This is a genomic window from Glycomyces sp. NPDC047010 (assembly GCF_040644205.1).
GTDB lineage: Bacteria > Actinomycetota > Actinomycetes > Mycobacteriales > Micromonosporaceae > Glycomyces.
In genome coordinates this window covers 498,458-524,913 of record NZ_JBEYVY010000003.1, presented here as the reverse complement: position 1 = coordinate 524,913, position 26,456 = coordinate 498,458, and the positions used below count along the sequence as shown (strand labels likewise).

General features: G+C 72.0%; 25 protein-coding genes. 15 read left to right on the top strand and 10 right to left on the bottom strand.

Annotation, left to right across the window (positions count from 1 at the left end; translation table 11 throughout):
- Positions 1 to 33 precede the first annotated feature (33 nt).
- From AB0A65_RS08895 to AB0A65_RS08885, 3 genes are read right to left on the bottom strand one after another with little or no spacing between them, the layout of a single operon-like run.
- Positions 34 to 2,130, bottom strand: coding sequence for an iron ABC transporter permease (locus AB0A65_RS08895; protein ID WP_359948563.1), 2,097 nt, complete (start codon positions 2,128 to 2,130; stop codon positions 34 to 36).
- On the bottom strand, positions 2,127 to 3,116 hold the full coding sequence (locus tag AB0A65_RS08890; RefSeq protein ID WP_359948560.1) for an iron-siderophore ABC transporter substrate-binding protein: 990 nt from the start codon (positions 3,114 to 3,116) through the stop codon (positions 2,127 to 2,129). Before AB0A65_RS08890 ends, AB0A65_RS08895 begins: the two co-directional genes overlap by 4 nt.
- 10 nt (positions 3,117 to 3,126) lie before the next feature.
- Complete coding sequence (locus AB0A65_RS08885) at positions 3,127 to 3,954, bottom strand: ABC transporter ATP-binding protein (protein ID WP_359948557.1); 828 nt, start codon at positions 3,952 to 3,954, stop codon at positions 3,127 to 3,129.
- A gap of 273 nt (positions 3,955 to 4,227) precedes the next feature.
- On the opposite strand from AB0A65_RS08885, the gene AB0A65_RS08880 reads away from it, so the two are divergent.
- Positions 4,228 to 4,488, top strand: a complete 261-nt coding sequence (locus tag AB0A65_RS08880; RefSeq protein WP_359948554.1) for a helix-turn-helix domain-containing protein — start codon at positions 4,228 to 4,230, stop codon at positions 4,486 to 4,488.
- Positions 4,489 to 4,593: 105 nt separating this feature from the next.
- On the opposite strand, the gene AB0A65_RS08875 is transcribed toward AB0A65_RS08880, so the two are convergent.
- Both AB0A65_RS08875 and AB0A65_RS08870 read right to left on the bottom strand, forming a co-directional pair.
- Positions 4,594 to 4,875, bottom strand: coding sequence for a Smr/MutS family protein (locus tag AB0A65_RS08875; RefSeq protein WP_359948551.1), 282 nt, complete (start codon positions 4,873 to 4,875; stop codon positions 4,594 to 4,596).
- A gap of 9 nt (positions 4,876 to 4,884) precedes the next feature.
- On the bottom strand, positions 4,885 to 5,826 hold the full coding sequence (locus tag AB0A65_RS08870) for a cation diffusion facilitator family transporter (protein WP_359948548.1): 942 nt from the start codon (positions 5,824 to 5,826) through the stop codon (positions 4,885 to 4,887).
- Between the two features lie 379 nt (positions 5,827 to 6,205).
- Here AB0A65_RS08870 and AB0A65_RS08865 point away from each other — a divergent pair, with 379 nt between their 5' ends.
- Positions 6,206 to 7,423, top strand: coding sequence for an MFS transporter (locus AB0A65_RS08865; protein ID WP_359948545.1), 1,218 nt, complete (start codon positions 6,206 to 6,208; stop codon positions 7,421 to 7,423).
- 35 nt (positions 7,424 to 7,458) lie between these two features.
- Positions 7,459 to 8,202, top strand: a complete 744-nt coding sequence (locus tag AB0A65_RS08860; RefSeq protein ID WP_359948542.1) for a hypothetical protein — start codon at positions 7,459 to 7,461, stop codon at positions 8,200 to 8,202.
- Here AB0A65_RS08860 and AB0A65_RS08855 read toward each other — a convergent pair.
- Positions 8,199 to 8,888 (bottom strand): Pr6Pr family membrane protein, encoded by a 690-nt coding sequence (locus AB0A65_RS08855; RefSeq protein WP_359948540.1) that lies wholly within the window; start codon positions 8,886 to 8,888, stop codon positions 8,199 to 8,201. The genes AB0A65_RS08860 and AB0A65_RS08855 overlap by 4 nt on opposite strands.
- 41 nt (positions 8,889 to 8,929) lie before the next feature.
- Entirely contained in the window at positions 8,930 to 9,895 is a 966-nt protein-coding gene (locus AB0A65_RS08850; RefSeq protein WP_359948537.1) for an AraC family transcriptional regulator, read from the bottom strand.
- 131 nt (positions 9,896 to 10,026) lie between these two features.
- Here AB0A65_RS08850 and AB0A65_RS08845 point away from each other — a divergent pair, with 131 nt between their 5' ends.
- Together AB0A65_RS08845 and AB0A65_RS08840 are read left to right on the top strand one after the other, a co-directional pair.
- A complete protein-coding gene (locus tag AB0A65_RS08845; protein ID WP_359948534.1) occupies positions 10,027 to 10,449 on the top strand; it encodes a DUF6069 family protein in 423 nt (140 codons plus the stop codon).
- 187 nt (positions 10,450 to 10,636) lie between these two features.
- Positions 10,637 to 11,167, top strand: a complete 531-nt coding sequence (locus tag AB0A65_RS08840; protein ID WP_359948531.1) for a hypothetical protein — start codon at positions 10,637 to 10,639, stop codon at positions 11,165 to 11,167.
- 57 nt (positions 11,168 to 11,224) lie between these two features.
- On the opposite strand, the gene AB0A65_RS08835 is transcribed toward AB0A65_RS08840, so the two are convergent.
- Together AB0A65_RS08835 and AB0A65_RS08830 are read right to left on the bottom strand one after the other, a co-directional pair.
- Complete coding sequence (locus AB0A65_RS08835; RefSeq protein WP_359948528.1) at positions 11,225 to 12,139, bottom strand: glycoside hydrolase family 19 protein; 915 nt, start codon at positions 12,137 to 12,139, stop codon at positions 11,225 to 11,227.
- Between the two features lie 99 nt (positions 12,140 to 12,238).
- Positions 12,239 to 12,973 carry a DUF2071 domain-containing protein gene (locus tag AB0A65_RS08830; RefSeq protein ID WP_359948525.1) on the bottom strand — a complete coding sequence of 245 codons (735 nt, stop codon included), beginning with the start codon at positions 12,971 to 12,973 and terminating at the stop codon, positions 12,239 to 12,241.
- Positions 12,974 to 13,017: 44 nt separating this feature from the next.
- On the opposite strand from AB0A65_RS08830, the gene AB0A65_RS08825 reads away from it, so the two are divergent.
- Positions 13,018 to 14,709 (top strand): FtsK/SpoIIIE domain-containing protein, encoded by a 1,692-nt coding sequence (locus tag AB0A65_RS08825; protein ID WP_359948522.1) that lies wholly within the window; start codon positions 13,018 to 13,020, stop codon positions 14,707 to 14,709.
- Here the strand turns inward: AB0A65_RS08825 and AB0A65_RS08820 are convergent.
- On the bottom strand, positions 14,706 to 15,461 hold the full coding sequence (locus tag AB0A65_RS08820) for a VOC family protein (protein WP_359948519.1): 756 nt from the start codon (positions 15,459 to 15,461) through the stop codon (positions 14,706 to 14,708). The two genes, AB0A65_RS08825 and AB0A65_RS08820, sit on opposite strands and share 4 nt — an antisense overlap.
- A gap of 111 nt (positions 15,462 to 15,572) precedes the next feature.
- On the opposite strand from AB0A65_RS08820, the gene AB0A65_RS08815 reads away from it, so the two are divergent.
- The 9 genes from AB0A65_RS08815 (at position 15,573) to AB0A65_RS08775 (ending at position 26,383) form a co-directional block, all read left to right on the top strand.
- Positions 15,573 to 16,184: a hypothetical protein gene (locus AB0A65_RS08815; RefSeq protein ID WP_359948516.1), complete on the top strand. Its 612-nt coding sequence runs from the start codon at positions 15,573 to 15,575 to the stop codon at positions 16,182 to 16,184.
- Positions 16,181 to 17,290, top strand: a complete 1,110-nt coding sequence (locus tag AB0A65_RS08810; protein ID WP_359948513.1) for a PrsW family intramembrane metalloprotease — start codon at positions 16,181 to 16,183, stop codon at positions 17,288 to 17,290. Before AB0A65_RS08815 ends, AB0A65_RS08810 begins: the two co-directional genes overlap by 4 nt.
- Positions 17,291 to 17,519: 229 nt before the next feature.
- Positions 17,520 to 18,230, top strand: a complete 711-nt coding sequence (locus tag AB0A65_RS08805; protein WP_359948510.1) for a hypothetical protein — start codon at positions 17,520 to 17,522, stop codon at positions 18,228 to 18,230.
- A gap of 129 nt (positions 18,231 to 18,359) precedes the next feature.
- On the top strand, positions 18,360 to 18,977 hold the full coding sequence (locus tag AB0A65_RS08800) for a LysE family translocator (RefSeq protein ID WP_359948507.1): 618 nt from the start codon (positions 18,360 to 18,362) through the stop codon (positions 18,975 to 18,977).
- 207 nt (positions 18,978 to 19,184) lie between these two features.
- A complete protein-coding gene (locus tag AB0A65_RS08795; RefSeq protein WP_359948504.1) occupies positions 19,185 to 19,997 on the top strand; it encodes a methyltransferase domain-containing protein in 813 nt (270 codons plus the stop codon).
- Positions 19,998 to 20,099: 102 nt separating this feature from the next.
- The gene (locus AB0A65_RS08790; RefSeq protein ID WP_359948501.1) at positions 20,100 to 21,038 is read left to right on the top strand and encodes a hypothetical protein; all 939 of its coding nucleotides are present in this window, start codon (positions 20,100 to 20,102) and stop codon (positions 21,036 to 21,038) included.
- Between the two features lie 6 nt (positions 21,039 to 21,044).
- Positions 21,045 to 22,343 carry a methyltransferase, FxLD system gene (gene fxlM / locus AB0A65_RS08785; RefSeq protein ID WP_359948498.1) on the top strand — a complete coding sequence of 433 codons (1,299 nt, stop codon included), beginning with the start codon at positions 21,045 to 21,047 and terminating at the stop codon, positions 22,341 to 22,343.
- A gap of 247 nt (positions 22,344 to 22,590) precedes the next feature.
- A complete protein-coding gene (locus AB0A65_RS08780; RefSeq protein WP_359948495.1) occupies positions 22,591 to 24,462 on the top strand; it encodes a potassium transporter TrkA in 1,872 nt (623 codons plus the stop codon).
- A gap of 136 nt (positions 24,463 to 24,598) precedes the next feature.
- Positions 24,599 to 26,383, top strand: a complete 1,785-nt coding sequence (locus AB0A65_RS08775; RefSeq protein WP_359948492.1) for an ABC transporter ATP-binding protein — start codon at positions 24,599 to 24,601, stop codon at positions 26,381 to 26,383.
- Positions 26,384 to 26,456 lie beyond the last annotated feature (73 nt).

The window sequence follows — 26,456 nt, the reverse complement described above, 5'->3', positions numbered from 1 at the left end:
GTCGATGAACCCCCGGTGAATCCCGCCCCAATCTCAGGCGCTTCTGGTGCGCGTCCTCCACAGCAGCCAGACGAAGTACGGCGTCCCGATCAGCGAGCAGACCAGACCCGCCGGGATCTGCGCCGGGGCGATCACCGTGCGGCCCACGGTGTCCGCGAGGCTCACGAGGAGGATGCCGAGGAAGATCGAGACCGGGAGGACCCTGGTGTGGCGGCTGCCGACCAGGCCGCGCGCGAGGTGCGGGGCCACCAGGCCGACGAAGCCGATCACGCCCACCACCGCTACTGCGGCGGCGGTGAGGACGGCGGCGGCGCCCAGGAGGAGCAGGCGCGTGCGCTCCAGGCGGACGCCGAGCGTCCGCGGGGTGTCGTCGTCCAGCGCCAGGAGGTCGATCTCCTTGCGGTGCGCGATGATCAAGGGGAGGACGACCACGAGCGCGGCGAGGAGCGGGATGAGCCGGTCCGCGGTCCGCCCGTAGGTCGTGCCCGACAGCCAGGTCATCGCCTTGGGCGTGTTCCACGGGTCCGAGGCCAGGATGATCAGCGTGATCGCGGCCATGCCGATCGACCAGACGCCGATGCCGATGAGGACGAGGCGGGACGTGTCGAGGCCGCCGCGCCAGGCGAGGGCGTACACGAGCGCGAACGCGCCCAGACCGCCCACGGCCGCAACGCCGGTGACCGCCCACGCGCCCGACGAAGGGGCCCAGGTGATCAGGGTGACCGCGCCGATCCCGGCGCCCGCGGTGACGCCGAGGAGGCCGGGTTCGGCGAGCGGGTTGCGCAGGATGCCCTGGGTGACCGTGCCCGCGCAGGCGAGGGCGGCGCCGGCGAGGATCGCGGCGATGACGCGGGGGTAGCGCTGCTCGATGATCCACGTGTAGCTCGCGCCGGTCTTGCCCGCGACCCAGTTGAGGAGGTCGCCGCCGAGGAGCATCGTGTCGCCCGAGAGCATCCCGGCGAACAGGGCCCCGATCGAGGCGGCGGCGAGGCCGATGACGATGAGCACGAACGCGGTCCGGGACCGGTTGGCGGCGCCGTGGAGGATCGCGGGGCGGTCCTCCGAGCCCGCGCTGGTGACCGTGCGGGCCAGCCAGACCATGACGGCCGCGCCGAGGATCGTGGTCGTGACGCCGACGGGGATCTCGATGCTCTTCTCGGCGCCGAGGATCGCGCGGACCGCGAGGTCCGCGGCGACGATGACGAGCGCGCCGCACAGGGCGCTGAACGGGATGAGCACCCGGTGCGCGAGCAGCGTGGGGAAGCGCCGCGCGATCTGGCGGGCGATGACGGGCGCGGCGAGGCCGACGAAGCCGATGGGCCCGGCGATCGTGACCGCGCACGCGGCCAGCAGCAGCGAGCAGACGACCGCCACCGTGCGGGTGCGCCGCACGTGGACGCCGAGGCTCGACGCGGTGTCGTCGCCCAGGCGCAGCAGGTCCAGGCGCGGCGCCCACAGCATCGCGGCGACCACGGCGAGGACGACGAGCGGCGCGGCCTGCGCCATTGAGTGGAACCCGGCGAGGTTGAGACTGCCCGAGCCCCAGGCGAACAGGCCGGTCGTCTCCTCCTGGAACAGCAGGATCAGCAGGGACACCAGGGAGTTCGCGGCCATCGCGGTCGCGGACCCGGCGAGGATCAGGCGGGTCGTCGCCGACTCGCCGCCGCCCGCGGACAGCGCGAGCACCAGGCCCGCGGTCAGCAGCGCGCCGATGAACGCGACGCCGAGCCCGGAGACGAACGGCAGCGTGATCCCGAAGGCCGCCACCGCGGTCACCGCCAGGTACGACCCGGCGTTGACCGCGAGCGTGTCCGGGCTGGCGAGCGGGTTGCGCGCCACCGACTGGAGGAGCACACCCGATGCGCCCAAGGCGATCCCGACGAGGACCGCCCCGGCGAGGCGCGGCAGGCGCGCCCCTTGGAGGACGTGCCACACGCTGGCGTCGGCGCTGCCGGAGACCAGCGCGAGCAGGTCTCCGGCGTCCACCTCGGACGTGCCTTGCGTGAGGTGGAGGGCCGCCAGCGCGACCAGGGCTCCGACCGTGATGGTGAAGGCCGCCGCGGTGGGAAGGAGGCGCGGGGCCCTCGGGGCCGGAGCCTCCGGTCGCGCCGGCGGACTCAGGGTGCTCAACTGGCGTAGACCTCGGCGAAGTAGTCGAGGATCGCTTCGGAGGACTTGGGGCCGCCGAACATCCAGACGCCCTTGGGGACCTCGTAGGTCGCGCCGTTCTCGACGAACGCCAGGTTCTCCCAGATCGCGTTGCCCGCGACGCCTTCGGAGAAGATGTCGGAGCCGTCGGCGTTGTTCCAGACGAACTTCATGTCGGTGTCGGTGTACTGGGCCATGCCCTCGACGTCGGTGCCGCCCAGGCCCCACATGCCGTCGGTCTCGCCGGTCCAGACGTTCTCCAGGCCCACGGCGGTGCCGAGGGACCCGACGAGGGAGGTCGCGGCGAACGGGCGGATGGAGACGGCGTCGCCCTCGATCCAGCCGTCGGCGAACATGTAGGGGACGGTGCCGGTGCCGGCGGCCTCGATGGCGGCCTTGGTGTCGGCGATCTTGGCCTCGAAGTCGGCCCAGAGGGTCTCGGCCTCGTCGGTCGTGCCGGTGAGCTCGGCGATCATGTCGACGTCGCGCTTCATGCGGGCGAGGTTGTCGGTCTCGTTGGAGCCCTCGGTGACGAGGACGGGGACGAACTCCTCGATGGAGGCGATGAGGTCCTCGTCGTCGGTCTCCATGACGACGAGGTCGGCGCCGAGTCCGGCGATGGCGTCGATGGACGGCTCCTGGCGGGTGCCCACGTCGGTGACGGTGTCGTCCAGGGGCACCGAGGTCCCGGCCCAGGTGGTGTAGCCCTCCATGTCGGCGACGCCGACGGGCATGACGCCGAGGCTGGTGACGATCTCGACCTCGGCCCATTCGAGGGCGACCACCTTCTCCGCGGGGGCGTCGAGTTCGACGGTGCGGCCGAGGAAGTCGGTGACCGAGACGGGTCCGGCGCCGTTCTCGGAGCCGCCGGTCTCCTCGCCCTGCTCGGTGGTGCCACACGCGGCGGCGGCGAGGACGGCGGCCAGTGCGGCGGGCACGGCGAACGTCTTGAGGTTGGGGAGTCGCATCGATTTCCTTCTATTCGGTGGTGGTGCCCGCGAGCCTGCGGGAGTGGTGGCGGCCGATGGGCCGGGCCGTGAGCAGGCCGGTCGCGGGGTCGGCGTCGACGCGGATGTCGATGCCGTATGCGGCCGTGAGGTTCTCGGCGGTGAGGACCTCGGCCGGGGTCCCGGCGGCCTTGACGCGGCCGTCGTGGAGGAGGACGGCGCGGTCGGCGACGGCGGCGGCCTGGTCGAGGTCGTGGAGGACGACGCCGACGGCGGTGCCGTGGTCGTCGGCGAGGTCGCGCACGAGGTCGAGGATCTCGACCTGGTAGCGCAGGTCGAGGTGGTTGGTGGGCTCGTCGAGGAGGAGCACGGCGGTGTCCTGGGCGAGGCAGGAGGCGAGCCAGACGCGCTGGCGCTCGCCGCCGGAGAGGGCCTCCATGCCGCGTTCGGCCATGTGCTCGACGCCGCAGATCTCCATGGCGCGCTGGATCTTCGCGGGGCCGTCGGGGTCGCCGTGGCGCCAGCGGCCGCGGTGGGGGTGGCGTCCGTAGCCGATGACGTCGAGGACGCGGATGCCGCCGGGGACGGGGCGCGACTGCGACAGGAGGGCGACGCGGCGCGCGAACTCCTTGGGGCTCAGGGCCGCCGCCTGGGTGCCGTCGGGGAAGTCGACGGTGCCGGCCTCGGGGCGGTGGAGGCGGGCGAGGGACCGCAGGAGCGTGGACTTCCCGGACCCGTTGGGGCCCAGGAGGGCCGTGACCTCGCCACCGCGGAGGCCGAGGTCGGCGTCGTGGACGACTGTTTCGCCGAAGTAGGCGAGTCGGAGGGCGCGGCCGTTCAAGCCTGCGTCGTCTGGCATGTAGGTAAGGCTAACCTACGTCGGTCTCGATTGCATCTCGCAAGGTCACAGAGTGGGAACACTCGGTTCGCCCAGGTCGGAAGGGGGTCAGGTGGCAATGAATCCCGTTCGCGCCCAAAAGGTCCCTCATCCGGTGAGGACGCGCACACCACGCGTAAGAGTGAAAACCGGCGCGCCGCTCTGGACTCGGACGTGCCGCGTGGGTTCGACTGGTCCTTGGCAACATCGCGCCGATGCACCCCGTGTCGGCGCGGGACGCCGGAGAGGACGAACATGACACCGAATGCGAAGGTGGGGCCTTCGAGTGTCGCCACCATGGACGACATCTGGACGGTCGACCGAGTCAAGTCGCTCGGCGTGATGACCAATGTCGAGACCGCGGCGCAGATCCTGGGGATCGGCCGCACGGTCGCGTACCGATTGGCGAAGGACGGCGACTTCCCCGTCCAGGTCCTCCGGATCGGCCACAGCTACCGGGTCCCGGTGCTGCGGCTGCTGGAGGTGCTCGGCGCCGACGGCGACCGGGTCGACTGAGCCCGTCCGGGGCCCGGCAGGGGTCCCGGCGGCCTGAGCCGTACAGGTGAATACAGCGCGGCGGCGCGGCCCCTGGGGAGGAGGACCGCGCCGCCGTCGGCGTCTCTAGCGCTTCTTGCGCCGGTCTTTGTCCTTGTGCTGGAAGTGCACGAAGAGCCGCCCGAAGTTCTTCGAGTCCTTGTCGACCCGGTGGTACATGGCCTTGACGTCCTTCTGGTCGAGGAACCGCAGCACCTTCTTCTTGAGCTGCCCGGAGCCCTTCCCGGGGATGATCTCGACGAGGTCGATCTTCTTCGCGACCGCCTCCTCCATCACGTCCCGCAGGGCCTTCTCGATCTGGTCGCCCTTGTTGAAGATGTCGTGGAGGTCCAGCACCAGTTTCGCCATGACCGCAGCCTAAGCGCCCGTGCCCTCGGCGTCCGGCGCGTCCGCGCGACGGATGTCCGGCTCGATGTAGATGAGCTTCGCCTTCGGGACGGCCGCCCGGATGCGCGCCTCGGCCGCGTCGATCTCCGCGGCGACCTGCGCGCCGGTCTCGGACCGGTCGATGCCGACCTTCGCGGCGACCAGCAGCTCGTCGGGGCCGACGTGCAGGGTCTTCAGGTGGATGAGGGCGCTCGTGCCGTCCTGCTTGATCGCGCCCTCGATCGCCGAGATGTCCTCGGCCGTCGCGGACTCGCCGATGAGCATCGAGCGGATCTCGATCGCCAGGACCACCGCGATGCACACCAGCAGCACGCCGATGCTCATGGTGCCCAAGGCGTCGAACAGCCCGTTGTGGGTGATCCAGGTGAGGCCCACGCCCAGGAGCGCGAGCACGAGGCCGACGAGCGCGCCGATGTCCTCCAGGAGGATCACGGGCAGCTCGGGGGAGCGGGAGCCCTTGATGAACTGCACCCAGGACTGCTTGCCGCGCACCGCGTTCGACTCCTTCACGGCCGTGCGCAGCGAGAACGACTCCAGCGTGATCGCCACGAGCAGCACGACGACCGCCACGAGCGGCGCGTCCAGGCCGTGCCCGGTGTCGTGGAGCTTGTGCCACCCCTCGTACAGCGCGTACACGCCGCCGATGGAGAACAGGACGATCGAGACGATGAACGCGTAGATGTACCGCTCGCGCCCGTACCCGAACGGGTGGGCGGGGCTGGCGGCCTTGCGCGACGCCTTGCCGCCGATCAGGAGCAGGACCTGGTTCGCCGCGTCCGCCACGGAGTGGACGCCCTCGGCGAGCATCGACGCCGAGCCCGTGATCGCCGCCGCCACGAACTTGCTGATCGCGATGCCCGTGTTGGCCGCGAGAGCCGCGACGATCGCCTTGGTGCCGCCTTCTGCTGACATGCGCCCGTGATTCCTTCCATGAACGTGCGCACGCTGCGTGCGGCGCAGGACGAGTCTGTCATGGGCCCGCCACCCCCCTACCGGGGAGCGGGCGCCGTCCCGCCCGGTGGCGAACGATACCGCCGTTCGACCGGGCCGCACGCCCCCGAACGCTGGTACCTTTGAAGCAGGCGACGCCCCGGGAGCTCCGGCACCCGGTCAGGGCAGGCGCCCGTACACCGCCAAGGGGCCCTCAGCGCCCCGGCCGCGGCCCACCGGCCGCGGCCCCTGTACGGACGCGGCCCGCATCGCCCGCGCGCGGACCGAGTGGTGGACCGGTTCCGGCAATACGACCCGCAAGGGTCCTGCCGAGAACCGACTCTGCACCTGGAGTACCGCCGTGACCACCCTCGACCGCCCCCTGTCCTCAGCGACGACCGCTGACGCCGCCACCGCCGCGCCCGAGCGCGCCACGCCCAGGCAGTGGCTCGCCGTGGCCGCCGTCTCCCTCGGCGTCTTCGTCGTCATGACCTCCGAAGTCCTCCCTGTGGGCCTGCTCACGCCGATCAGCGCCGAGCTGGGCGTCAGCGAGGGCACCGCCGGGCTCATGGTCACCGTCCCCGGCCTCGTCGCCGCGATCTCCGCGCCCCTCGCCGTGGTCTTCACCCGCCGCGTCGACCGCCGCCTCGTCCTCCTCGGCCTCGCCCTCCTCGTCGCGGGCGCCAACCTCGGCGCCGCCTCCGCGCACGGCTTCGGGCCGCTCCTCGCCGCCCGCGTCCTCGTCGGCGTCTCCATCGGCGCGTTCTGGGCCGTCGCCGGCGGCATCGCCCTGCGCCTCGTCCCCGCCCGCGACGTGCCCCGCGCGACCGCCGTCGTCTACGGCGGCATCGGCGCCGCTACCGTCCTCGGCATCCCCGCCGGGACGCTCATCGGCGACCACTTCGGCTGGCGCACCGCGCTCCTGACGCTCATGGTCCTCGCGCTGGCGGCCATGGCCGCGATCGCGCTGCTCGTGCCGAAGCTCCCGTCGATCACGACCGTGTCGTTCGCGTCGCTCCCGAGGCTGGTGCGCCGCAACAAGGCCGTGCGCACGGGCCTGGCCCTGACGTTCTTCATCGTCACCGGCCACTTCATCGCCTACACGTTCATCAGCCCGATCCTCCAGGCCCACGGCATCGCCGCCTCGCAGGTCTCGGGCCTGCTCCTGGTGTTCGGCGCGGCCGCGCTCATCGCCACCGTCGCGTCCGGCTCGCTCATCGGCAAGCACCTGAAAGGCACGCTCGCCGCGCTCGGCGTGATGATGGCGCTCGGCATGGCGCTCATGGCGTTCGCGGTCGGCGACCTGTTCTCGGCCGCCGCGGTCCTCATCCTGTGGGGCGCGGGCTACGGCCTGGTGTCCCCGGCCGTGCAGACCTGGTACATGAACGCGGCCGAGCCAGGGGAGGTCGAGGTCGCGACCTCGCTGAACACTGTCATGTTCAACCTGTCGATCGCCGCCGGCTCGTTCGCGGGCGGCTACGCCGTGGACGGCTCCGGCCCGAACACGGTGCTGTGGATCGGCGCGGCCCTGTTCGTCCCGGTCGTGCTCATCGCCCTCCGTCGGGCTGCCACTCGGTAACCGCCGCAAGCCCGGTGGTCTGGGATCATCGATTGATGACGAGCCACCAGCCCCCTCCCGTCAGCAGTTTCCGCAACCGGATCAAGCGAGCCGCACGCCAGGCCCTCAAAGACGACCTGTGGGCTGGGATCGGCACAATGGCCGTGATCGGGGTCGTGGCGGGTGGAGTCATGGCGGTGGACGAGAGCACCGACATGTTCGACAAGGTCAACGGGTTCGTCGACTCGATCGGGGACGCCTCCAGGTCGTATGCTGTGGAGCTGCTCCTTGGCCTGTCGTCGGCGACGTTGGCGGTGTGGCTGGTCGCGGTCGGCGTACGTTCGATCATCGCTTGGCGCTCGCCGACCGAGGCGCTCGGCGAGAACAACCTGGAAGTCCCATTGGAGCAGCGCGTCTCCGAAGCGCAGGATTCCATGAGACGCACGGTCTCCGAAGTGTCGGCGCTGCTCGACAGGGCGGCGCTGCTCATGATCGCCGAGCAGGAGCGGGTCCGCCAGATGGTCGTCGAGCTGACCGAGGAGTTCAAGGCCCGGATCGAGACCCTCGACGATCTCGCGGCACGGGCAGAGCAGGCGGAGCGCCGCGCCGACGAGGCCCGCGCGCTCGCCGATATCAGCGAGCCCAGTCGCGCGGCGGTGGACGACCTCATCGACCGGCGCCTCTCGGAGCATCTCAAGGGCGAGCGGCGGGGTTCGCTGGTCTGGGGTTTCGTGTTCACGATTCTCGGCGCGCTGCTCGGCATTCCAGCGACACTGCTGATCGCCAACTGGCCGTTCTAGGGCACCCGGCGCCTTGCGGGCCCGGAAGCGGGTTTGAGGAGCCGGTCCACGAGCTGCGCGAGCGCCGCGAGGAGCAGCGCCGCGCCGAGCACGATCGCGGTGTTCAGTGCGGCCCTGGGCCAGCCGAGTTCCGTGGCGTCGAGGAACGGGTACGGAAACCAGCCGGTCTCGTGCCCGCGCCAGAACGTGTAGCCGATCCACGCGACCGGCCAGATGAACGCGAGCCACGCGGTTCCCCCGTCCACTTGGCCCCGCGGCCCGAACAGGAGCCAGCCGAGCAGGAACGCGACCGGGCTGACGTAGTGCAGCCCCGCGTTCACCCACCACGCGACCCCCACCGGGTGCACCAGCGGTGCGAGGACCAGCGCGAACACGAGCCCGGTGATGACGATGCCCAGCAGCGCGTCGAGGCGCAGCACGCGCCAGGCGCGCCCGTCGCGCTTCGGGTCCGCCGCGAGGAGCCCGGAGGCCGCGAGCACGAGGATGTTGCTCTGGATCGTGAAGTAGGAGAACAGCCGGACCAGCCGCTCCTGGAGCTCCGCGGGCTCGGCTTCGGCGGCGTTCACGTCGGTGCCGCCCTGCACCACCAGGACCGTCTGGGTGACCAGGGCCGCCAGTGCGACCGCGAACAGCGCCCCGTGCCACACCCGGCTCGCCCGCATCCGCCCGCTCATCCGCTTCCCCATGCGCGGGAGCGTACCGAAACCGGGCGGTTCCGGGCGGCGATTCAGACCGCGACGGCCTCGCGCCGCAGCTGACCGGCGGCCGGGTCGCACGCGGGCGCCTGCTTGCGGAACTGGCCCGGCGGCGTCCCGAAGTCGCGCTTGAACGCCGCGGCGAACGCGAACTCCGACCCGTACCCGACCTGCCGCGCGATCGACGCCAGGGGCGCCTCGGAATCGGCGAGGAGCCGCGCGGCCACCGTCAACCGCCACGACGTGAGGTACGCGAGCGGCGGCTGCCCGACCATCTCGGTGAACCGCCGCGAGAACGCCGAGCGCGAGAGGCCCGCGACCTCGCCGAGGGACGCGACGGTCCACTGGCGGGCCGGGGCGGCGTGGATCGCCTCCAGCGCGGGGCCGACCGCCTTGTCGGCGAGGGCCATCGCCCAGCCCGCGAAGCGGCACTCGACGGTGCGCGGGCCGAGGAGCGCGCGCAGCAGGTACATCAGGACCGCGTCGAGCAGCGCCGGGACGAGCGTGTCGCCGCCGCGCAGCTCGGAGGCCAGCTCGCCGTCGAGCATGGCGATGGCGTTCGCGAGGCCGGGGCGGGCCTCGGGGTCGGCCGGGAGGTGGACGAAGTCCGGGAGCGTGCCGATGAGCGGGTGGGTCCGGTTCGGCGCGAGTTCGTATGCGAGGCAGATCATCACGTGCGTGGCGTCGGGGTCGTCGGAGCGGAGCACGGCGCCGGGGAACGCCTGCCCCGGCTCGCACCTCGGGCCGGGCGGCGTGTCGGGGGAGTCGGCGACCAGGTGCGGGGCGCCGTGGGGGACGAGCAGCGCGTCGCCGGGGCCGAGCTTGAACGTCTCGCCGCCCTCGGTGACCGCGACGGCGCCGCCGCGCACCATGAGCTGCACGCCGAACCCGTTCGGGCGCCCGAGCCGGTGGTCCGACCACGGCCCCGACTTCGCGAACCGGGCCGCGAACGGCCTGCCGGTCCGCAGCACCGTCATGACATCGCTGAGCACGTCCATCGCTGAAGCCTAGCCGGGGCGGGACGATCGGACATGAAGCGAGGACGCTCGCGGATTGGCGAGCGGCGTCCCCGGCTCTACCTTCGATGGTGTTCCCCCGACGTGAAACCCAAGGCAGTGGAGACCATCAGATGTCCAAAGTAGATAGCCCTGTGCTCGCCCCGACCTGGCGCCCCCGCCTCATCGCCCTCGTCGCGGCCGCTGTCGCAGCCGGCCTCACCGCAGTGATCGCCTCCGCGCTCGGCGTCGAGATGCGGGCCGCCAACCCCGGCCAGGACCCGATCGAAGTCGGCTTCGCCGCCGGTGCCTTCATGACCCTCCTGGCGGGCGGCCTCGGCTGGATCGCCCGCGCCGTCCTCGACCGCTTCGCCCCCCGCAAGGCCGTCCTGCTGTGGCTCATCGGCGCCGGAGCCATCTTCGCCCTCGAGATGGTCCCGCCCTTCTACACCGAGGCCACCACGGGCACGACGATCGTCCTCATCGTCATGCACGTCGTAGTGGCAGCAATCCTCATCCCGGTCTTCGCCCGCCCCAGACGCCCCCGCGAGAACTGAGCCCCCCGCAAGGGCCGACCCGCCTCCCGAGTCGGCCCTTGCAGAGGGGTAGTCCGGGCGAGGAGGCGGAGCAGGTGTCCCTGCGGTTCCGTCCGTACTGGACCGGGGGGCGGGTCTGGTTCTAGAGTTGGTCGGATTGCCGTGCTTCCCCTCTGCGCTGCAACGGACCCTGTGAAGGAGCCCCGCAATGGCAACCCCGACTCCGGTGGTCATCGGCCATCTTCTCGGTTCGGTGTACTACGACGAGGACCGGATGATCCGGAGCAGCCGGATCGATCTCGCGGCGTCGGTGGACGTGCCTGACGCCGGGTCGGCGTCGATCGAGCTGCCCTGTCCCGAGTGCGGGCTGCGGCTGCCGGTCGTGGTGTCGGCGGCCGAGGAGCACGTGCGGCTCCAGCGGCGGCGCAACGGGATCGTCCTGGGAGTGTTCGGGCTCGCCGCGGTGCTCGTCGCGGTCGCCGTGCTGCTGTTCGCCACCGGCGGGTTCGCGTGGCCGCCGATGATCTGCGTGTTCGCCGCGATGGGCGCGCTGGGGCTGGCCGCGTCGAACGGGGTGCGGAAGATCGACCGCGGCCCCGGGGTGCGGATTCCGGAGCGGCTGCTGAACAGGGCCGTGAAGGCGCAGGCCGCGGAAATCCAGAAGTGGGCGGTCGGCCACAGCATCCGCTTCGGCGTGATCGAGGTGCGGCGCAACCGGTACTCGGGCGAGCTGATGTAGGGGCGCGGGCCGGCCGGGGCGATGGGTTCCCGGCCGGCCCGCGTTCTCATCCCCTCATCAGCAGTAGAGGTTGGATCCCGGGGCGACGCCGAGGATCGAGGTGAAGGACTGGTACTTCGTGACGCGGCTCTGGACCTGGGCGGGGTTGCCGCCGTTGCATTCGATGGAGCCGTTGATGGACCGGATGGACTCGCCGAAGCCCGCGCCGGAGGTCATCGCGGTGTGGCCGGTCATGGTGCCCGGGCCGGACTGGGTGTTCCAGTACCAGAGGGCGGTCTGCCATGCGACCGTGGCGTTCTGCTCCACGAGCCACGGGTTGGTCAGGAGCGGCAGGCCGAGGGCGTTGCCCGCGGCGTTGTAGTTGAAGTTCCAGCTGAGCTGGATCGGGCCGCGGCCGTAGTAGGCGGCCTGGCCGGCGGGGCAGCCGAAGGACTGGCTGGTGTCGCAGTAGTGGGGGTAGTTCGCGGTGTTCTGCTCGACGATGTGGACGAGGCCGCCGGTCTCGTGGGAGACGTTGGCGAGGAACGCCGCCACCTCCTGCTTCTGGACGGTGGCCGAGCCGGTGTTGCTGAAGGCCGGGTAGGACGCGGTCGCGTTGACGAAGCCCTGGTACGTGTAGAAGGAGTTCCGGCCCGGGAACATCTGGTTGAACTGGGCCTCGGAGACGTCGAGGCCGGCGGGGGTCCCCGGGTTGCCGGGGTCGGTGCCGCCGCCGCAGGCGACCGGGTTGCGCCACACGCCCCACTCGCCGGTGGTGCCGGGCGTCTCGCCCTGCGTCCACCACTGGGCGGTCCAGTTCTGGCCGCTGTAGGAGACGGTGTTGCCCTGCGTGTAGACCGAGCCCGCGTTCCACGCCGCGGCGCAGGCGGTCTGCGCGTTGGCGGCGGACATCGAGATCCCGGTTGCCAGGGCCAGTGAGAACACGAACGCGCCTATCAGCGCGATCAGCTTCCGGCGGGGTCGACGGAGCATTGGATCACCTCATATCATTAAGAAGCCTTCCTTATAGATAAATGTAACTTTCTCAGCCGAACCGCACAAGAGCCTGGAAACGGTGTCCTGCCGGATTTTTCACGAACTGACGGTCATCGGCCGTCCGAAGCGGACCGGCACCCCCGGCGTCCACATGACGCTCACCGGGTCGCCCCCGACCGTGAGCCCCGCGGCCTCCACCAGGTCCTCGTCGCATTCGAGCAGCTCCGCCCGGTGCAGCGGCCACCGCGGGTGCTCGTTCGGGATGAACCGCAGGCGCCCGCCGATCACCGTGTGGAGTCCCCATCGGGCGGTGAGGAAGTGCTCCAGACCGGACGGCTCCTCGATCGGCCCGCCCCTGCGGACCGCGATGCGGCTCGTCGGGTACTCCGGCCCCGGCCAGCGGCGGCGGCTCTCGTAGACCACGGTGTCGCCCTCGGCGCGAACGCCCATCTTCGACCACACGTACGGGAGCCGGAACCCGGTGCGGGCCAACAGGACCGGCACGAGCCGCGACGCGTCGAGCGTGCGGAACACGACGCCGCGCCGCCCCGTGCCGTCCACCGAGTACAGCCGCACGTTCGTCTCCGGGAACGTCCCGAAGTACGGGACGCCCGGCAGCTCGAACCACCCCACCCGGTGCATCCGGAACGGCACCAGCCCCACATAGGCCCGGCCCTCGAACAGGTCCGGGACCGTGCCCGGCGGCAGCAGCAGCGCCACCTCCTCCGGGTCCGCCTCCCAGTGCAGGAACGCCAGGTCGAGCCACGACTGCGTCATCAGCACCCGGCCCACCGGCCGCGGCGGATCGGGCGTCACCGGTTCGGGGAGCATCGTTCCAGCATCCCAGACCGGTGCGGGCCGAGTAGGGTGCGGGCGTGGACGAACCCGACTTCGCCGCCCGCTCACACCTGCTCGTCCAAGGCGAGCCGGGCAGCGGCAGGACCGCGATGGTCCGGAGTGTGATGCGGGGCCTCGAATTCGAGCGCCGCTGGAACCCCGCCGTCGTGCTGACCACCGCGCAGATGCCGCCGTACGCCGACCGCATCCGCGAGGTCCTCGAACGCCGCGCCGCCACCCCCGGCACCTGGCAGGGCCCCGAGCTGTTCCTCATCGCCGACGACTACGCCGACCACGTCGCCCGCCCCGAGGCCGACCCGCTCCTGCCCCTCGCCGACCTGCTGCGGCACGGCGCCGCGATCGGCGTCCACGTCGTGCTCACCGGGAGCCCACTCCTGCGGTACTGCACGCTCGCCAAGGGCCTGCTGCACGACTGCCGCGTCGTCGACCTGGACGAGACCGGCGAGCGCCCGCCGCCCGACACCGGCGCGGCACCGCGGTTCGCCGCGGTCACCGAGCTCTGGCACCAGGGCCACGTCTACCGGCCCGACCCCGACTCGCGGACCGCGCTGATCGGCACCGGGAGCGACGGCGGGCCCGTCCACCTCGACGTGCGCAGGCACGCCTGGATCGGCGGGGCCGTCGGCTCCGGGAAGACCGCCCTGCTGCGGCGCATCGCGCACAGCCTCGCCGCCCGGTACCGTCCCGATGAGCTGCGGCTCATGGCGATCGAGATCGAGTCCGACCAGCTGGCCGACCTCGCCGCGCTCCCGCACACCGACGCGTACCTCTCCCTCCCCGATCCGCTCCGAGCACGCGACGCCACCGCGCTCCTCAACGGACTCCGCGGGCGCGGCGGCCCGCCGCTGGTCGTCCTCATCGACCGGGTCGGCCTGCTCCTCGCCGCCGATCCCGCGCTCGCGGCCGAGTTCGACCGGATGGGGCGGTGCGGCGACCGGCTCGACACCGCGATCGTGGCGACCTCCCGCGAACCCCTCGACGGCCCCGGCGGACCGGTCCACCGCGACCGGTTCTTCACCCGCGTCAGCGTGCGCGACCACAGCCGCGCCGCCGTCGAGGCCGCCCTCCACCACCCGGTGGGCCGCGCCCCGGAACCCGGCGAAGGGCTCGTGCGGGTCGGCGCGCGCGACCCGCGGCCGTTCACCGTCGCGACCGCGCTCCCCCAGGTGAAGGAGACCGAGGTGATCGACGCGCGAGCCCGTGTCGCCTACCGCATGCCCGGCTCCTGGCACCGCGCCACCGAGACCGAACTCGACGACCTCGCCGCCGTCTACCTGCGCCGCCCCACCTCCCGGCTCACCCGCGAGACCCAGGGCCGCAAGGGGTTCCACAGCGTCGGCCCCGCAAGTGCGTTCAACGGCGAACCCGACCCGGCCGACCTGGAGGCGTACGTGCGCGACCGCGTCACCGGCCCGCAGGGCATCGTGTTCGCCGACCGCCACGACCTCGAATCCCGCACGCTCGCCGTCGACGGGTGCCCCGCCGCGACCGCGACGGTCCGCGCGTTCGTGCGCATCGAGACCGGCACCCCGCGCCCGCACTGGTGGTGGCTGCGCGCGACCGCCGTGCGCCGCAAGGACGGCGAGGTCGTCGTGGCCTCGTCCACAGTGCGCGCCGAATGCGACGTGCGCGGCTTCGAGGACGACCCGACCGCGGACTGCGACCGCGCCCACGAGTCGCTGACCCTGCTGCCCGAGCCCCCCGCCTAGACCGGGACCGCGCCCGTGTCGGGGTCGCGGGCGGTGATGCAGTACTCCAGGCCCGCCGGGTCGCGCATGACCTGCCACCAGTGGTGGCGGCGCACCGCCGTCGCGCCGAGCTCCGTGTGGCGCAAGGTCTCCGCATCCACATCCGAGCACGCCAAGTCGACGTGCGCGGCGCTCGACTGGCCGCGCTCGGCCGCGTCCAAGCGCTGGATCAGGAACCGCAGCGGCAGGTCGGACGGCGACAGGAGGCGCCGGAACTCCGGCGAGTTCGACGGCACCTGCGGCCAGCCCGTCAAGCGCTGCCAGAACACCAGCTCGTGGTCGAACGCCTGCGGCGGCACGTCCAGGCACAACTGGTCCGCGCGGCTGCGCTGGCCGCCCGGCCACGCCTCCGGCGCCGGGACCTTCACCTCGCCGTGGTGGTCGACCAGGCAGAACGCGAACCCGCCGGGGGAGTGCAGCACCACCAGGCCCGGCTCCGCGAACACCGGCGCCGCGCCGAGGACCTGCGCGCGCTCGGCCTCCGCCTCCACATCGTCCACGTGCAGGTCGAGGTGGTTGCCGCCCTTGCCCTCCCGCACCCGCTGCACCCGCAGACACGGGTCCGCGCCCGGCGGCACCAGCGTCGCGAACGACCCGTCGGGGCCGCGGCGCGGCGACAGGGTCGAACCGGTCGCCTTGAGCCAGAACGCGACACCGGCCTCGAAGCCCTCGGCGGGGAAGTCCCAGAACGCGGTCGTCCATCGAATCGCCATCCACCGAGCGTAGTACGGATGATGATCGAAGTTCGCGTTCCCGCTCCGACGTACATCCGACTGCTCACCGTTTCCCCAGCTAGCCCACAGTCCAGCGGTTAAGTTGAGCTGGTGGACGATTTCAACAGGGCCGGGAACGCGGTCCACGGCGCGCGCCGCATCTGGGTGCCCCTCGCCGTCATCGGCGTGCTCCTCGCGCTCACCGCCGTCGAAGGGCTCATCCCCAAAGCGCTCCCCGCGGGCGAGGCGCTCCCCGCCGGGACCGTCATCGAGTTCGGCAGCGACCGCGACGCCTCCGCACAGGTTGGCGAGGGCTGGACCCTCGACAGGGACGCCAGCGACCTCGGCTCCGGCCTCGCGTTCCTCCAAGGCGACGTCTCCGTGCAGCTCACCTACATCGGCTTCAACGCCGCCAAGCCCAGCGGCACCGCGGAGATGTGGGAGGGCATGGACCGCGTGCTCGACATCGAGCGGCACTCCGGCACCGACGTCGCCCTCGGCACACCCTCCGAATTCGACACCAAGTGGATCGAAGGCGGCCTCTACGGCACCCTCCAGATCGACACCCGCATCGGCACCGCGTTCGTCCTCCCCGCGCAAGACGGCACCAAGGCCGTCGAGGCCAAGGTCCTCGGCCCACTCCACGCGCGCGCCGAGGTCTGGGACTCCGCGATGTCGATCATCGACTCCGTGGCCTTCGACGACGAGGAGCAGCACGCATGACCGCCATCGCCAGGCCCGAGACCGCCGTCCGGCCCGCCGTCGACGCCAAGTCCCTCGCCCTGTGGGCGATGATCGCCGCCTCCGCGTTCGGACTGTGGACCCTCCAGAAGAACCTGCTGCCGATGGCGCTGGCGTTCCCCGGGTCGGCGGCGCTGAACGTCGCGGTGCTCGGAGTGTGCCTGGTCGTGGGCGTGTGGCTGGCGCGGCGCACGATGCGTCCGGTGCAGGCGCCGCCGTGGTCGGGGACGTGGCTGGCGCTCATGTGGGGCGGGCTCGCGGCGTGCGGGCTGGCGCTGCTGATGAACACGCGCACGTTCTCGATCTGGTCGCGCACGTTCGACCTGGAGACGGCCGGGAACTGGTCGGCCGCACTCACCGCTCCTTTGAACGAGGAGGTCGCGAAGATCGCCGGGGTGGTCCTGCTCGCGGCGGTCTCGACGCGGCTGGTGCGGAGCGCGGCCGACGGGCTCGTGTACGGCGTGCTCGTCGGGTTCGGGTTCCAGGTGGTGGAGAACTTCCTGTACGGGTTCAACGGGGCGGTGATGGCGGGCGGCGTGGAGCCGTTCGCGGCGACGTTCCAGACGGTGGTGGTGCGGGTCGGGCTCACCGGGATCGGATCGCACTGGACGATGTCCGCCGTCGCGGGCGCGGGCATCGGGTACCTGGTGAGCGCCACGGGGCGGTCGGCGGCGCGGCGCGTGTGGGTCGCGCTGGGGTGCCTGGCGCTCGCGATGGGGATGCACTTCCTGTTCGACAGCCCTTGGTTCGAGGGGGTCGCGGGGGCGATCGGGAAGCCGCTGTTCAACTTCGCGGTGCTGCTCGTCGTGTTCTTCACGGTGCGGCGCGGGTTCCGGGCGCGGTGGGCGGCGGTCTCCGCCGAAGAAGTCGCGGCCGGGACGCTCTCGGAGGACGAGGCCGGCGGCCTGTCGCGGCGGCGCTCGCGGCGCCGGTTCCTGCACGCGTTCCGGCCCGGCCCGGAACGGGAGGCGCAGCGGCGGTTGCAGCGCGCGCAGTTGGCGCTCTTGGAGGAGCGGGTGCCCGAGCGCCTGTCGTCCGAGGCGGCGCGGCCCTGGCGGGAAGCGGTCGCGGCGGCGCGCTCGAATTGAGCGTGTCGCGGAGGGTCTCCGCAAATCGGACTTCCGGGGGACCCCCCGTTTCCAATGCTGCCAGGCGGGTACGACGGTCCGACCGAAGTCGGGTCCGGCGCGACTAAAGTATCGCCGCCCGCATCCGTTCTCCTCCTTGCGGACTAGTCCTTCGGGATAGTGTTTATGCAGGTGGGAAGGCATGTTATATGCTTGCCTTGTTCGCATTCAACGGAAAGGCGGCGGCCCCATGCCCACCGAGCACACCCGGACCGACGGCGACGGCGGCACCGTCGTATCCGAGGCCCCCTGGGTCGCCCCGGCGGCCCTCATCGCGCTCCCGCTCGTGGGGGCGGCGCTCGGGTGGGGCCTGGTCCTCATCGCCGAGTGGATCACCGGGCTGTCCTGGTTCCCGTTCCAGGGCCTGTTCGAGCTGCTGACCGACCTGCCGCGGACCGTGCAGCTCATCGGCGGGACCGCGCTCGGCCTCGTCGTCGGGCTCGTGCTCGCCCTGTGGGTGGTCAGCGAGATGCTCAAGGTCACCGTGGGCCGCGACTCGCTGCGGTTCAAGCGCGGCGACGACGTGCAGGAGGTGGCGCGCGGCGACGTCGCGTCCGTGTTCCTCGACGGCAAGCGGCTCGTGGTCCTCGGCCACCGCCGCCGCGAGATCGCGCAAGTGGACTTCGACCTCGACCGCGACGCCCTCGCCGCGGCCCTGCGGCGCCACGGCTACACGTGGCAGCCCGGCGGCGACCCGCACGGCGGCGAGCTCAAGCGCTGGGTCCCCGGCGCCGACGGCCTCCCGCGCGGCGCCGACGCCCTGCTCAAGGCCCGCGACCGCGCCCTGGAGAAGTCCAACGACGGCGACCTGAAAGAACTGCGCGAGGAGCTCGCCGCGATCGACGTGGTCGTGCGCGACCGTGACAAGAAGCAGTACTGGCGGCTCTCCGACCCGGCCTGAACGTGAGGACCCCGCCGGTCCCGGCGCCGTGACCCCCGCATCCCGGTACCCCGACCCGGTCGATCGCCGGATGCGGCCGGACCCCGCAGGTGGCACCATCGGAGGCGTCCACTGGAAGGGGTACCCCGCATGACCGTGCTGCTGATCTTCGGGCTGGCGATCCTCCTCGCCGCCATCGTCCCAGGCCCCGACTTCGCGATGGTCGTGCGCAACACCGTCATGTCCGGCCGCGGGAGCGGCATGTGGACGGCGCTGGGCATCGGGCTCGGCATCGCCGTGTGGGTCGTCGCGACCTCCGTCGGGCTCGCCGCGCTCCTCGCGGCCTCCGCGATCGCGTTCACCGTCGTCAAGCTCGCGGGCGCCGTGTACCTCGTCTACCTGGGTGTCCGCGCGATCATCACGGCGATCCGGGAGCGGCGCCGGCCCGCCGCGGAGATCGCGCTCGACCGCGGGATGAGCAGCTGGGCCGCGTTCCGGTCCGGCCTGCTGTGCAACCTGCTCAACCCCAAGGCGGTCGTGCTGTTCACCGCGCTCATGCCGCAGTTCCTCGGGACGGGCGGCGACTGGTCCGTCATCGCGGAGCTCGCGGCCGTCGGCACGGCGGTCAGCGGCGGGTTCTACCTGCTGCTCGCCAACCTGATCGGGCTCATGCGGAAGGTCCTGGAGCGGCCGCGGGTGCGCGCCTGGCTCAACGGCGTGACCGGGGCCGTCATGGTCACCCTGGGCATCCGCGTCGCCGCGAACTGACACCGCTTCCGTTGCACGCCATGGCTTGACCGACTCCCGGGGGAGCCGCGCGCCGGCGCCGCGGGGCGATGCGGTGAGATAGCACAGCGGCGGCCAGCCGACCGGGCCTGCGCGCTTGCGGGAGCGCGCGGACCCGGCAGTCCGGCCGCCGTTCCTGCGCGCGAAACCAGGTGGCGGCGGGGGAACCGCTGTCAGAGAATCGTGCCCATGAACGAATGGGAACTCGAAGCCGAGATCGCGTCCTACTACGAGCGCGGCGGCGAGCGCGAGCGGTTGAGCCGCAACGCGCGCGGCCGCCTGGAGTTCGTCCGCATGCAGGACCTGCTGCGGCGCCTCCTGCCCGGCGAGGGACTGGACGTGCTCGACGTCGGCGGCGCCACGGGCGTCCACGCGTCCTGGCTCGCCGCGGACGGCCACAAGGTGACGCTCGTCGACCCGGTGCCCAGCCAGGTCGAGGTCGCCGCGCAGATCCCCGGGGTCGACGCGGTCGTCGGCGACGCGCGCGACCTGCCCTGCGGGGACGCGGCGTTCGACGCGGTCCTGCTCATGGGCCCGCTGTACCACCTGACCGACCGCGGCCAGCGGGTGCGCGCGGTCGCGGAGGCGCGGCGGTGCGCGCGTCCCGGCGGGCTCGTCGCGGCCGTGACGATCAACCGCACGGCGGGCTGGGGCGACTACCTGCTGTTCAAAGCGGGCGGCGACGACAAGGGCATCAGCGCCGAGGCGAGCCTGCGCGTCGTGCGCGAGGGCGTGCTGCAATTCTTCGACCAGGACCTGTTCACGACCGCCTACCTCGCCCACCCCTCCGAGGTCGCCTCGGAGTTCGCCGACGCGGGCCTGCCCGGCGCGGACCAGTACGCGGTGCAGGGCTTCCCCGGGTTCATCCCCGAGATGGAACGCCTCATCGACGACGAGTCCGTGCGCGCCCACTTCCTGGAGGGCCTGCGGCTCATCGAGCGCGAGCCGTCGCTGATCGGCGCGAGCAACCACCTGCTGACGGTGGCCGTCGTTCCGGAGTAGCCGGGGCGCGGGGGCTTCCGCCGGTGGCGCGGCGGTGCCAGACTGGATGCGCCCCAGGGCCGCAGACGCCGCCACTGGGACGCGAGTGCCGCGGGAGGCGCCATGCGTTGGGTCCGGGTCGGCATCATCGGCCTGTTCCTGCTGGCCGCGGCCACCGCCGCGCTCGGCGGGAGCGTCGCGGGCCGCGACGCCGGGCCCGGGATCGGCGCCGAGGGCGATGCCGACGGTGACGCCGGGCCGGGCGCGGACGACTCGGAGGCCGAGGCCGAGGGCCCTTCGGCGCCACCGGAGCTGACCGCGACGGCCGAGATCCGCCGCTCCTTCATGGCGCCGGGGAACGTCACCATCGCGGTGACCAACCACGGCGACGCGCCCGTCCACGTCACCGGCATCGAACTCGTCTCGGACTCCTTCGCGCCCTTGGGCGTCCAGGAGTTCGACAGCGAAGTCCCCGGCGACGACCGCACCCGCGCCCTGCTCATCGCGTACGGCGAGGCCGTCTGCCCCGACGGCGTCGACTCCACGGCGGCGCCGTCCACCGCGGTCCTCCACGTCGAGACCGAGGACGGGGCCTCCTATGAGGTCGCCGCCGAATTGTCGTACCCCAACGGCACGCTTGACCGGCTGCTCAGGGAAGCCTGCGCCGCCCAGGCGATCGCCGCCGCCACCGCGATCGAACTCGGCGACCTGACCACCGCAGCGGACGGCACGCTCGAAGGGGGGTTGACACTGCGGCCGCTGAGCGGGGCCGCCGTCGGCGCGACCGAAGTCCGCGGGAGCGTCATCTTCACGGTCGAGTCCGCGCCGCTGGCCGCCGCCCCGCTCCAGGGCGCCCCGGGCGAGACCGTCACGGTGCCGCTCGTCTTCGACGCCTTCCGCTGCGAGGGCCACGCGGTCGGCGATGCTAAGCAGCCCTTCGGCTTCACCGTCTGGGTCCTCCTGGACGGCGCCGACCCGATCGCCACGCCCATCACCGTGCCCGACGCCCAGCGCGAGGACCTCTGGGCGATGCTCGACGACCGCTGCGACCGCACCGAATAGCCGTCCGTGGTGGCCGGGGTCTCGGGGGCGGAAGTGGAGGAGGCGGTCGTGGCACATCGGACGTACGCTTGGCGCGTGGGTGATCACACCGATACCTCCGGTAATGAAGCGCATAAACTGCGAACCCGCCTCGTCGGCGGCCTGCGGACCAGCGGAGTGCTCCGGAGCGAATCGGTCGAGACCGCGATGCTCGCCGTCCCCCGCCACCGCTTCATCCCCGAAGCGCCCCTGCGCACCGCCTACGCCGACGACGTCTACGTGACCAAGCGCAACAGCGACGGCGACGCCGTCAGCTCCGCCTCCCAGCCCTCCATCGTCGCCGAGATGCTCGAACAGCTCGACGTGCACCCCGGCCACCGCGTCCTGGAGATCGGCGCCGGCACCGGCTACAACGCCGCGCTCCTCGACGCGCTCGTCGGCCCCGAAGGCAGCGTCACCACCGTGGACATCGACGCCGACGCCGTCGCCCGCGCCCGCGGCGCCCTCGACGACGTCGGATGCGAACGCGTGCAGGCCGTCCAAGGGGACGGCGAACTCGGCTGGCCCGGCGGCGCCCCCTACGACCGCGTCATCGCCACCGTCGGCACCTGGGACCTCCCGCCCGCGTGGTGGGACCAGCTCGCCGACGGCGGCCGCCTCGTCGCCCCGCTGAGCATCCGCGGCTGCGAGCACTCCGTCGCCTTCGACTACGACGGCGGCGTCATGCGCAGCCGCTCCATCGTCAGCTGCGGCTTCATGCCCATGCGCGGCCTCGGCAGCCACGAAGGGCGCACCGTCGAACTCGCCTCCGGCCGCATCCTCACCTTCCACGTGGACGAGGAGGTGGAGGCCGCCGGCGCCGAGAACGCGCTCGACGGCCGCGGCTCCACCGTCTGGACCTCCGTGCGGCTCAAGGTGAACGAGGACGCCTCCCAGCTGTCCCTGTGGCTCGCCTGCGCGTTCCCCGGCTACGGCCGCATGAGCGCCCCCTTCGGCGACCACGGCCTCCAGCGGCTCCTCATGCGCTGGGCCAACCCCGCGGTCGTGGAGGGCTGCGACTTCGCGTACGTCGTGTGCCGGAAAGTGCCCGGCGGCAACGAGATCGGCGTCCGCGGGCACGGCCCGGACGGCGCCGCGCTGGCCGCGAGGGTCGCGGCCCAGGCGAACCTGTGGGACCGCGAGTGCCGCGACGGCGTGAGCCTCCAGATCGCCGCGTACCGGGACGGCGGGCCGCCCGAGGACGCCGCCGGGGTGCGGTTCACCGTGCCGAAGCGCCACACCCGCTTGGCGATCCGCGTCGCGCCCGTGTCCGGCGCCGCCGGGTAGCGGCCCGCCCGGCCCCATTCCGACGCCCGTTCTAGGGTGGAGGGGTTCAGCACCCGACGGCCGCCGCCCGCCCCCTCGCGGCCCCCGAAAAGGCCGCGGGTGACCCCGAGTATCGAAAGCGCTCCGACCGGTCGCAGTGGACGCAATGCACTATGAATGGTCCACGCCCCGAAACCCTCCCGGCCCCACTCGCCTCCGCCCCGAGTCGGCCGGACGACAACACGTGAAATGAGAAAGGACGCCCCCGATGTCCGATCCGACATTCAAGCAGCGGGCACGCTATTGGTTCGACAACACCATGTCGCAGGGCACGAAAGCGCTCATCGGATGGCTCACCGTCATCACGCTGGTGCTCACTGCGATCGGTGCCCTCTTCCTGCTGATCGTCGGCGGCGGCGACGGCCTCAGCGGGTCACTGTGGACCTCGTTCGCGCACATCCTCGACGCCGGGACCATTACCGGCGACGACGAGTCCGGCGCATTCATGGTCGTCATGTTCATCACGACCATCGGCGGCCTGGTCATCCTGTCGTCGCTCGTCGGTGTCCTCACCACCGGTCTCGACGCGAAACTCGAAGACCTCCGGAAAGGGCGCTCCTTCGTCGTTGAGAAGGATCACACCGTCATTCTCGGATGGTCCGATCAGGTCTTCATCATCATCTCGGAACTGGTGGAGGCCAACGAGAGCGAGAAGCGCGCGGTCATCGTGATCCTCGCCGACCGCGACAAGGTCGAGATGGAGGACGAGGTCCGCTCCAAGATCGGCGACCTGAAGACCACGCACGTCGTGTGCCGCACCGGCGACCCCGCCGACCCCGACGACATCGGGATCGTCAACCCCGGCCAGGCCAAGAGCGTCATCCTCCTCACCTCCGGCGAGGACGACCCCGACGCGCAGCTCGTGCGCAGCCTCCTCGCCGTCACGCAGGGCGGCCAGGGCGCCCTCAAATGCCATGTCGTGGGCGCGGTCTCGGAGAGCCGGAACCTCCCCGCGGCCCGCCTCGCGGGCGGGCGCGGCGCGCACGTGGTCGACGCGAACGACCTCATGGCCCGCCTCATGGTCCAGACCTGCCGCCAGTCCGGCCTCTCCGTCGTCTACACCGACCTGCTCGACTTCGGCGGCGACGAGATCTACATGGTCGAGGAGCCGAACCTGTTCGGCCGCCCCCTGAGCCAGGCCCTGCACTCCTACCGGACCTCCGCGTTCCTCGGCGTCCTCACCAAGGAGGGCCGGTGCATCGTCAACCCGCCCTCGAACGCGCAGCTCCAGCCCGGCGACAAGCTCATCCTCATCGCCTCCGACGACTCCGCGATCCGCCTCGACGGCTCGCGCCCCGTCATCGACGAGTCCGCGATCGTCGCCCGCGCCGAGCCCAAGAACCGGCCCGAGCGGACCCTCATCCTCGGCTGGAACGCCAAGACCCGCATGGTCCTGGAGCAGCTCGACCAGTACGTCGCGCCCGGCTCGGTCACCGACGTCGTCACCGACCACCCCGACGCGGCCGAGGCGATCCGCAAGATCGGCCCCACGATGCGCGTCCAGGGCCTCAACTTCAAGCAGGACGACACCACCGACCGGGTCCTGCTCGAATCGCTCAACCCCGGCTCGTACGACCACATCATCGCCCTGTGCTCCGACGACGTGGCGCCGCAGCTCGCGGACTCCCGGACGCTCGTGACCCTGCTCCACCTGCGCGACATGTCGCAGCGCGCGAACACCCGCTTCAAGGTCGTCTCCGAGATGGCCGACGACCGCAACCGCACGCTCGCGCAGGTCACGCAGGCCGACGACTTCATCGTCAGCGACAAGCTCATCAGCCTCCTGCTGACGCAGACCGCCGAGAACCCGCACCTGTCGCACGTGTTCGGGAACCTGTTCAGCCCCGAGGGCTCGGAGATCTACCTCAAGCCCGCCGACCACTACGTGCGCCCCGGTGTGCCCGTCAACTTCTACACCGTCGCCGAGTCGGCGCGGCGCCGCGGCGAGACCGCGATCGGCTACCGCGTGGTGGCCGAGGCGCAGCAGGCCCCCAGCTACGGCGTCCACCTGAACCCGGACAAGTCGCTCCAGTTCATGGTCCAGCCGACCGACAAGATCATCGTGCTCGCCGAGGACTGAGGTCTTACGACCTCCGGTGGAGCCGGAAGTACTCCCGTGAGCCGAGGCCGGTGTCGGTCGCCCCGGGTAGCTTCGAGGAAGTCCCGCAGCACCCGGCGGGAGCAGCGACGACGCTGCGCTTATTGAAGGAACCAGGATGACCGACACCACCCCGGCCACCGATGCCGGACCCGAGGCCCCGGCCAGGGCCCCGATCACCCGATTGTGGGCGTACGCCCGCCAGCACCTGCGCCTGCTGCTCATCGGCGGCGCGCTCTCGTTCGCGGGCGGGCTCGTCGGCCTCGTCCAGCCGCTCATCGCGATGGACGTGATCGACACCCTCTCCAACAGCGAGTCCCTCACGCGCCCGCTCCTCTACCTCGGGGCGGTCGTGATCGTCGGCGGCGCCCTGAGCGCCCTCGGCCCCTACCTCATGCAGATCGCCGGGCAGGACGTCGTCCTGACCGTGCGCAAGCAGCTCATCGGGCGGCTCGTGCGCCTCCAGGTCGCCGAGGTCGACCGGCTCAAGCCCGGCGACCTGGTGTCCCGGCTGACCTCCGACACGAACCTCCTGCGCACCGTCGCCAGCACCACCGTCATCGGCGGGGTCACCGACGCGTTCATGATCCTCGGCGGCATCGGCCTCATGGCCTGGCTCGACCCGGTCCTGTTCGGCACCACCATGGCCATGGTCGCGATGGTCACGGTCATGATGCTGTTCATCATGCCGCGCATCCAGAACGCCACGGTCGACTCGCAGAAGGCCCTGGGCGACATGGGGTCCCTGCTGGAGCGGATCTTCAGCGCGTTCCGCACCGTCAAGGCGTCCGGCGCGGAGGACCACGAGACCGCCCGCCTGGAGGCCGCGGCCACCACCGCCCGCGACAAGGGCGTCAAGGCGTCGTTCTGGGAGGCGCTCGCGGGCGTCGCCGCGTTCATGCCGGTGAACATCGCGTTCCTGCTGGTCCTCGGCGTCGGCGGCGCGCGCGTCGCCTCCGGGGCCATGGAGGTCGGCACGCTCATCGGCTTCCTGCTGCTGCTGTTCTACCTGATGGGCCCGATCAGCGGCCTCGTCGCGTCGCTCTCGCAGCTCCAGACCGGCCTGGCCGCGATCCACCGCGTGGAGGAGGTCGCGAACCTCGACTCCGAGGCCGAGCGGACCGAGGCGGCTCAGCGCGAGTCGCACGTGGCGGCCGCGGAGGGCCCGGCGCAGGTCGGGTTCGAGGACGTGACGTTCCGGTACGCCGAGGACCTGCCGTACGTGCACCACGGCGTGACGTTCGCGTCCGGCGGGCGCGGCCTGACCGCGCTCGTGGGGCCCTCGGGCGCGGGCAAGACCACCGTGTTCTCGCTGATCGAGCGGTTCTACCCGGCGACCACCGGGCGGGTCACCGTCGACGGCGTGGACGTGCGCGAGTGGCCGCTGGAGGACCTGCGTGGGCTCATCGGCTACGTCGAGCAGGACGCGCCGGTCCTCGACGGGTCGCTGCGCGAGAACCTCGTGATGGCCGCGCAGGACGCCACGGAGTCCGAGATCGAGGACGTCGTGAAGACCGCGCGCCTCACCGAGCTGGTCGAGAAGCTCCCCGAGGGACTCGACTCGCGGATCGGCTACCGCGGCACCACGCTCTCGGGCGGCGAGCGCCAGCGCGTCGCCATCGCGCGGGCGCTGCTGCGCAAGCCGCGGCTGCTGCTCCTGGACGAGGCGACCTCGCAGCTCGACGCCGCGAACGAGGCGTCGCTCAAGCAGGTCATGCTCGACGCGGCCGAGCACACGAACGTCATCGTGGTGGCCCACCGGCTCTCGACGGTGACCAGCGCCGACCAGATCGTGGTGTTCGACGCGGGCCTGGTGCGCGCGGTCGGCACGCACGCCGAGCTGGTCGAGAAGGACGAGCTGTACCGCGACCTGGCGGCCTCGCAGTTGCTCACGGCCGCTTAGCGGTCCGGAGACCGGGGGGGGGGGGGGGGCGCCCGCCCCCCCCCCCCCCCCGCGAGGGGGGGGGGGGCGCAAA

Coding starts and splice junctions, on each gene's coding strand:
- AB0A65_RS08835 (WP_359948528.1), bottom strand. CDS start 12,139: ATGCTCCGTCGACCCCGCCGGAAGCTGATCGCGCTGATAGGCGCGTTC.
- AB0A65_RS08800 (WP_359948507.1), top strand. CDS start 18,360: ATGACCGTGCTGCTGATCTTCGGGCTGGCGATCCTCCTCGCCGCCATC.
- AB0A65_RS08810 (WP_359948513.1), top strand. CDS start 16,181: ATGACCGCCATCGCCAGGCCCGAGACCGCCGTCCGGCCCGCCGTCGAC.
- AB0A65_RS08775 (WP_359948492.1), top strand. CDS start 24,599: ATGACCGACACCACCCCGGCCACCGATGCCGGACCCGAGGCCCCGGCC.
- AB0A65_RS08780 (WP_359948495.1), top strand. CDS start 22,591: ATGTCCGATCCGACATTCAAGCAGCGGGCACGCTATTGGTTCGACAAC.
- AB0A65_RS08890 (WP_359948560.1), bottom strand. CDS start 3,116: ATGCGACTCCCCAACCTCAAGACGTTCGCCGTGCCCGCCGCACTGGCC.
- AB0A65_RS08845 (WP_359948534.1), top strand. CDS start 10,027: ATGTCCAAAGTAGATAGCCCTGTGCTCGCCCCGACCTGGCGCCCCCGC.
- AB0A65_RS08880 (WP_359948554.1), top strand. CDS start 4,228: ATGACACCGAATGCGAAGGTGGGGCCTTCGAGTGTCGCCACCATGGAC.
- AB0A65_RS08795 (WP_359948504.1), top strand. CDS start 19,185: ATGAACGAATGGGAACTCGAAGCCGAGATCGCGTCCTACTACGAGCGC.
- AB0A65_RS08820 (WP_359948519.1), bottom strand. CDS start 15,461: ATGGCGATTCGATGGACGACCGCGTTCTGGGACTTCCCCGCCGAGGGC.
- AB0A65_RS08840 (WP_359948531.1), top strand. CDS start 10,637: ATGGCAACCCCGACTCCGGTGGTCATCGGCCATCTTCTCGGTTCGGTG.
- AB0A65_RS08885 (WP_359948557.1), bottom strand. CDS start 3,954: ATGCCAGACGACGCAGGCTTGAACGGCCGCGCCCTCCGACTCGCCTAC.
- AB0A65_RS08830 (WP_359948525.1), bottom strand. CDS start 12,973: ATGCTCCCCGAACCGGTGACGCCCGATCCGCCGCGGCCGGTGGGCCGG.
- AB0A65_RS08850 (WP_359948537.1), bottom strand. CDS start 9,895: ATGGACGTGCTCAGCGATGTCATGACGGTGCTGCGGACCGGCAGGCCG.
- AB0A65_RS08790 (WP_359948501.1), top strand. CDS start 20,100: ATGCGTTGGGTCCGGGTCGGCATCATCGGCCTGTTCCTGCTGGCCGCG.
- AB0A65_RS08805 (WP_359948510.1), top strand. CDS start 17,520: ATGCCCACCGAGCACACCCGGACCGACGGCGACGGCGGCACCGTCGTA.
- AB0A65_RS08860 (WP_359948542.1), top strand. CDS start 7,459: ATGACGAGCCACCAGCCCCCTCCCGTCAGCAGTTTCCGCAACCGGATC.
- AB0A65_RS08875 (WP_359948551.1), bottom strand. CDS start 4,875: ATGGCGAAACTGGTGCTGGACCTCCACGACATCTTCAACAAGGGCGAC.
- AB0A65_RS08870 (WP_359948548.1), bottom strand. CDS start 5,826: ATGTCAGCAGAAGGCGGCACCAAGGCGATCGTCGCGGCTCTCGCGGCC.
- AB0A65_RS08855 (WP_359948540.1), bottom strand. CDS start 8,888: ATGGGGAAGCGGATGAGCGGGCGGATGCGGGCGAGCCGGGTGTGGCAC.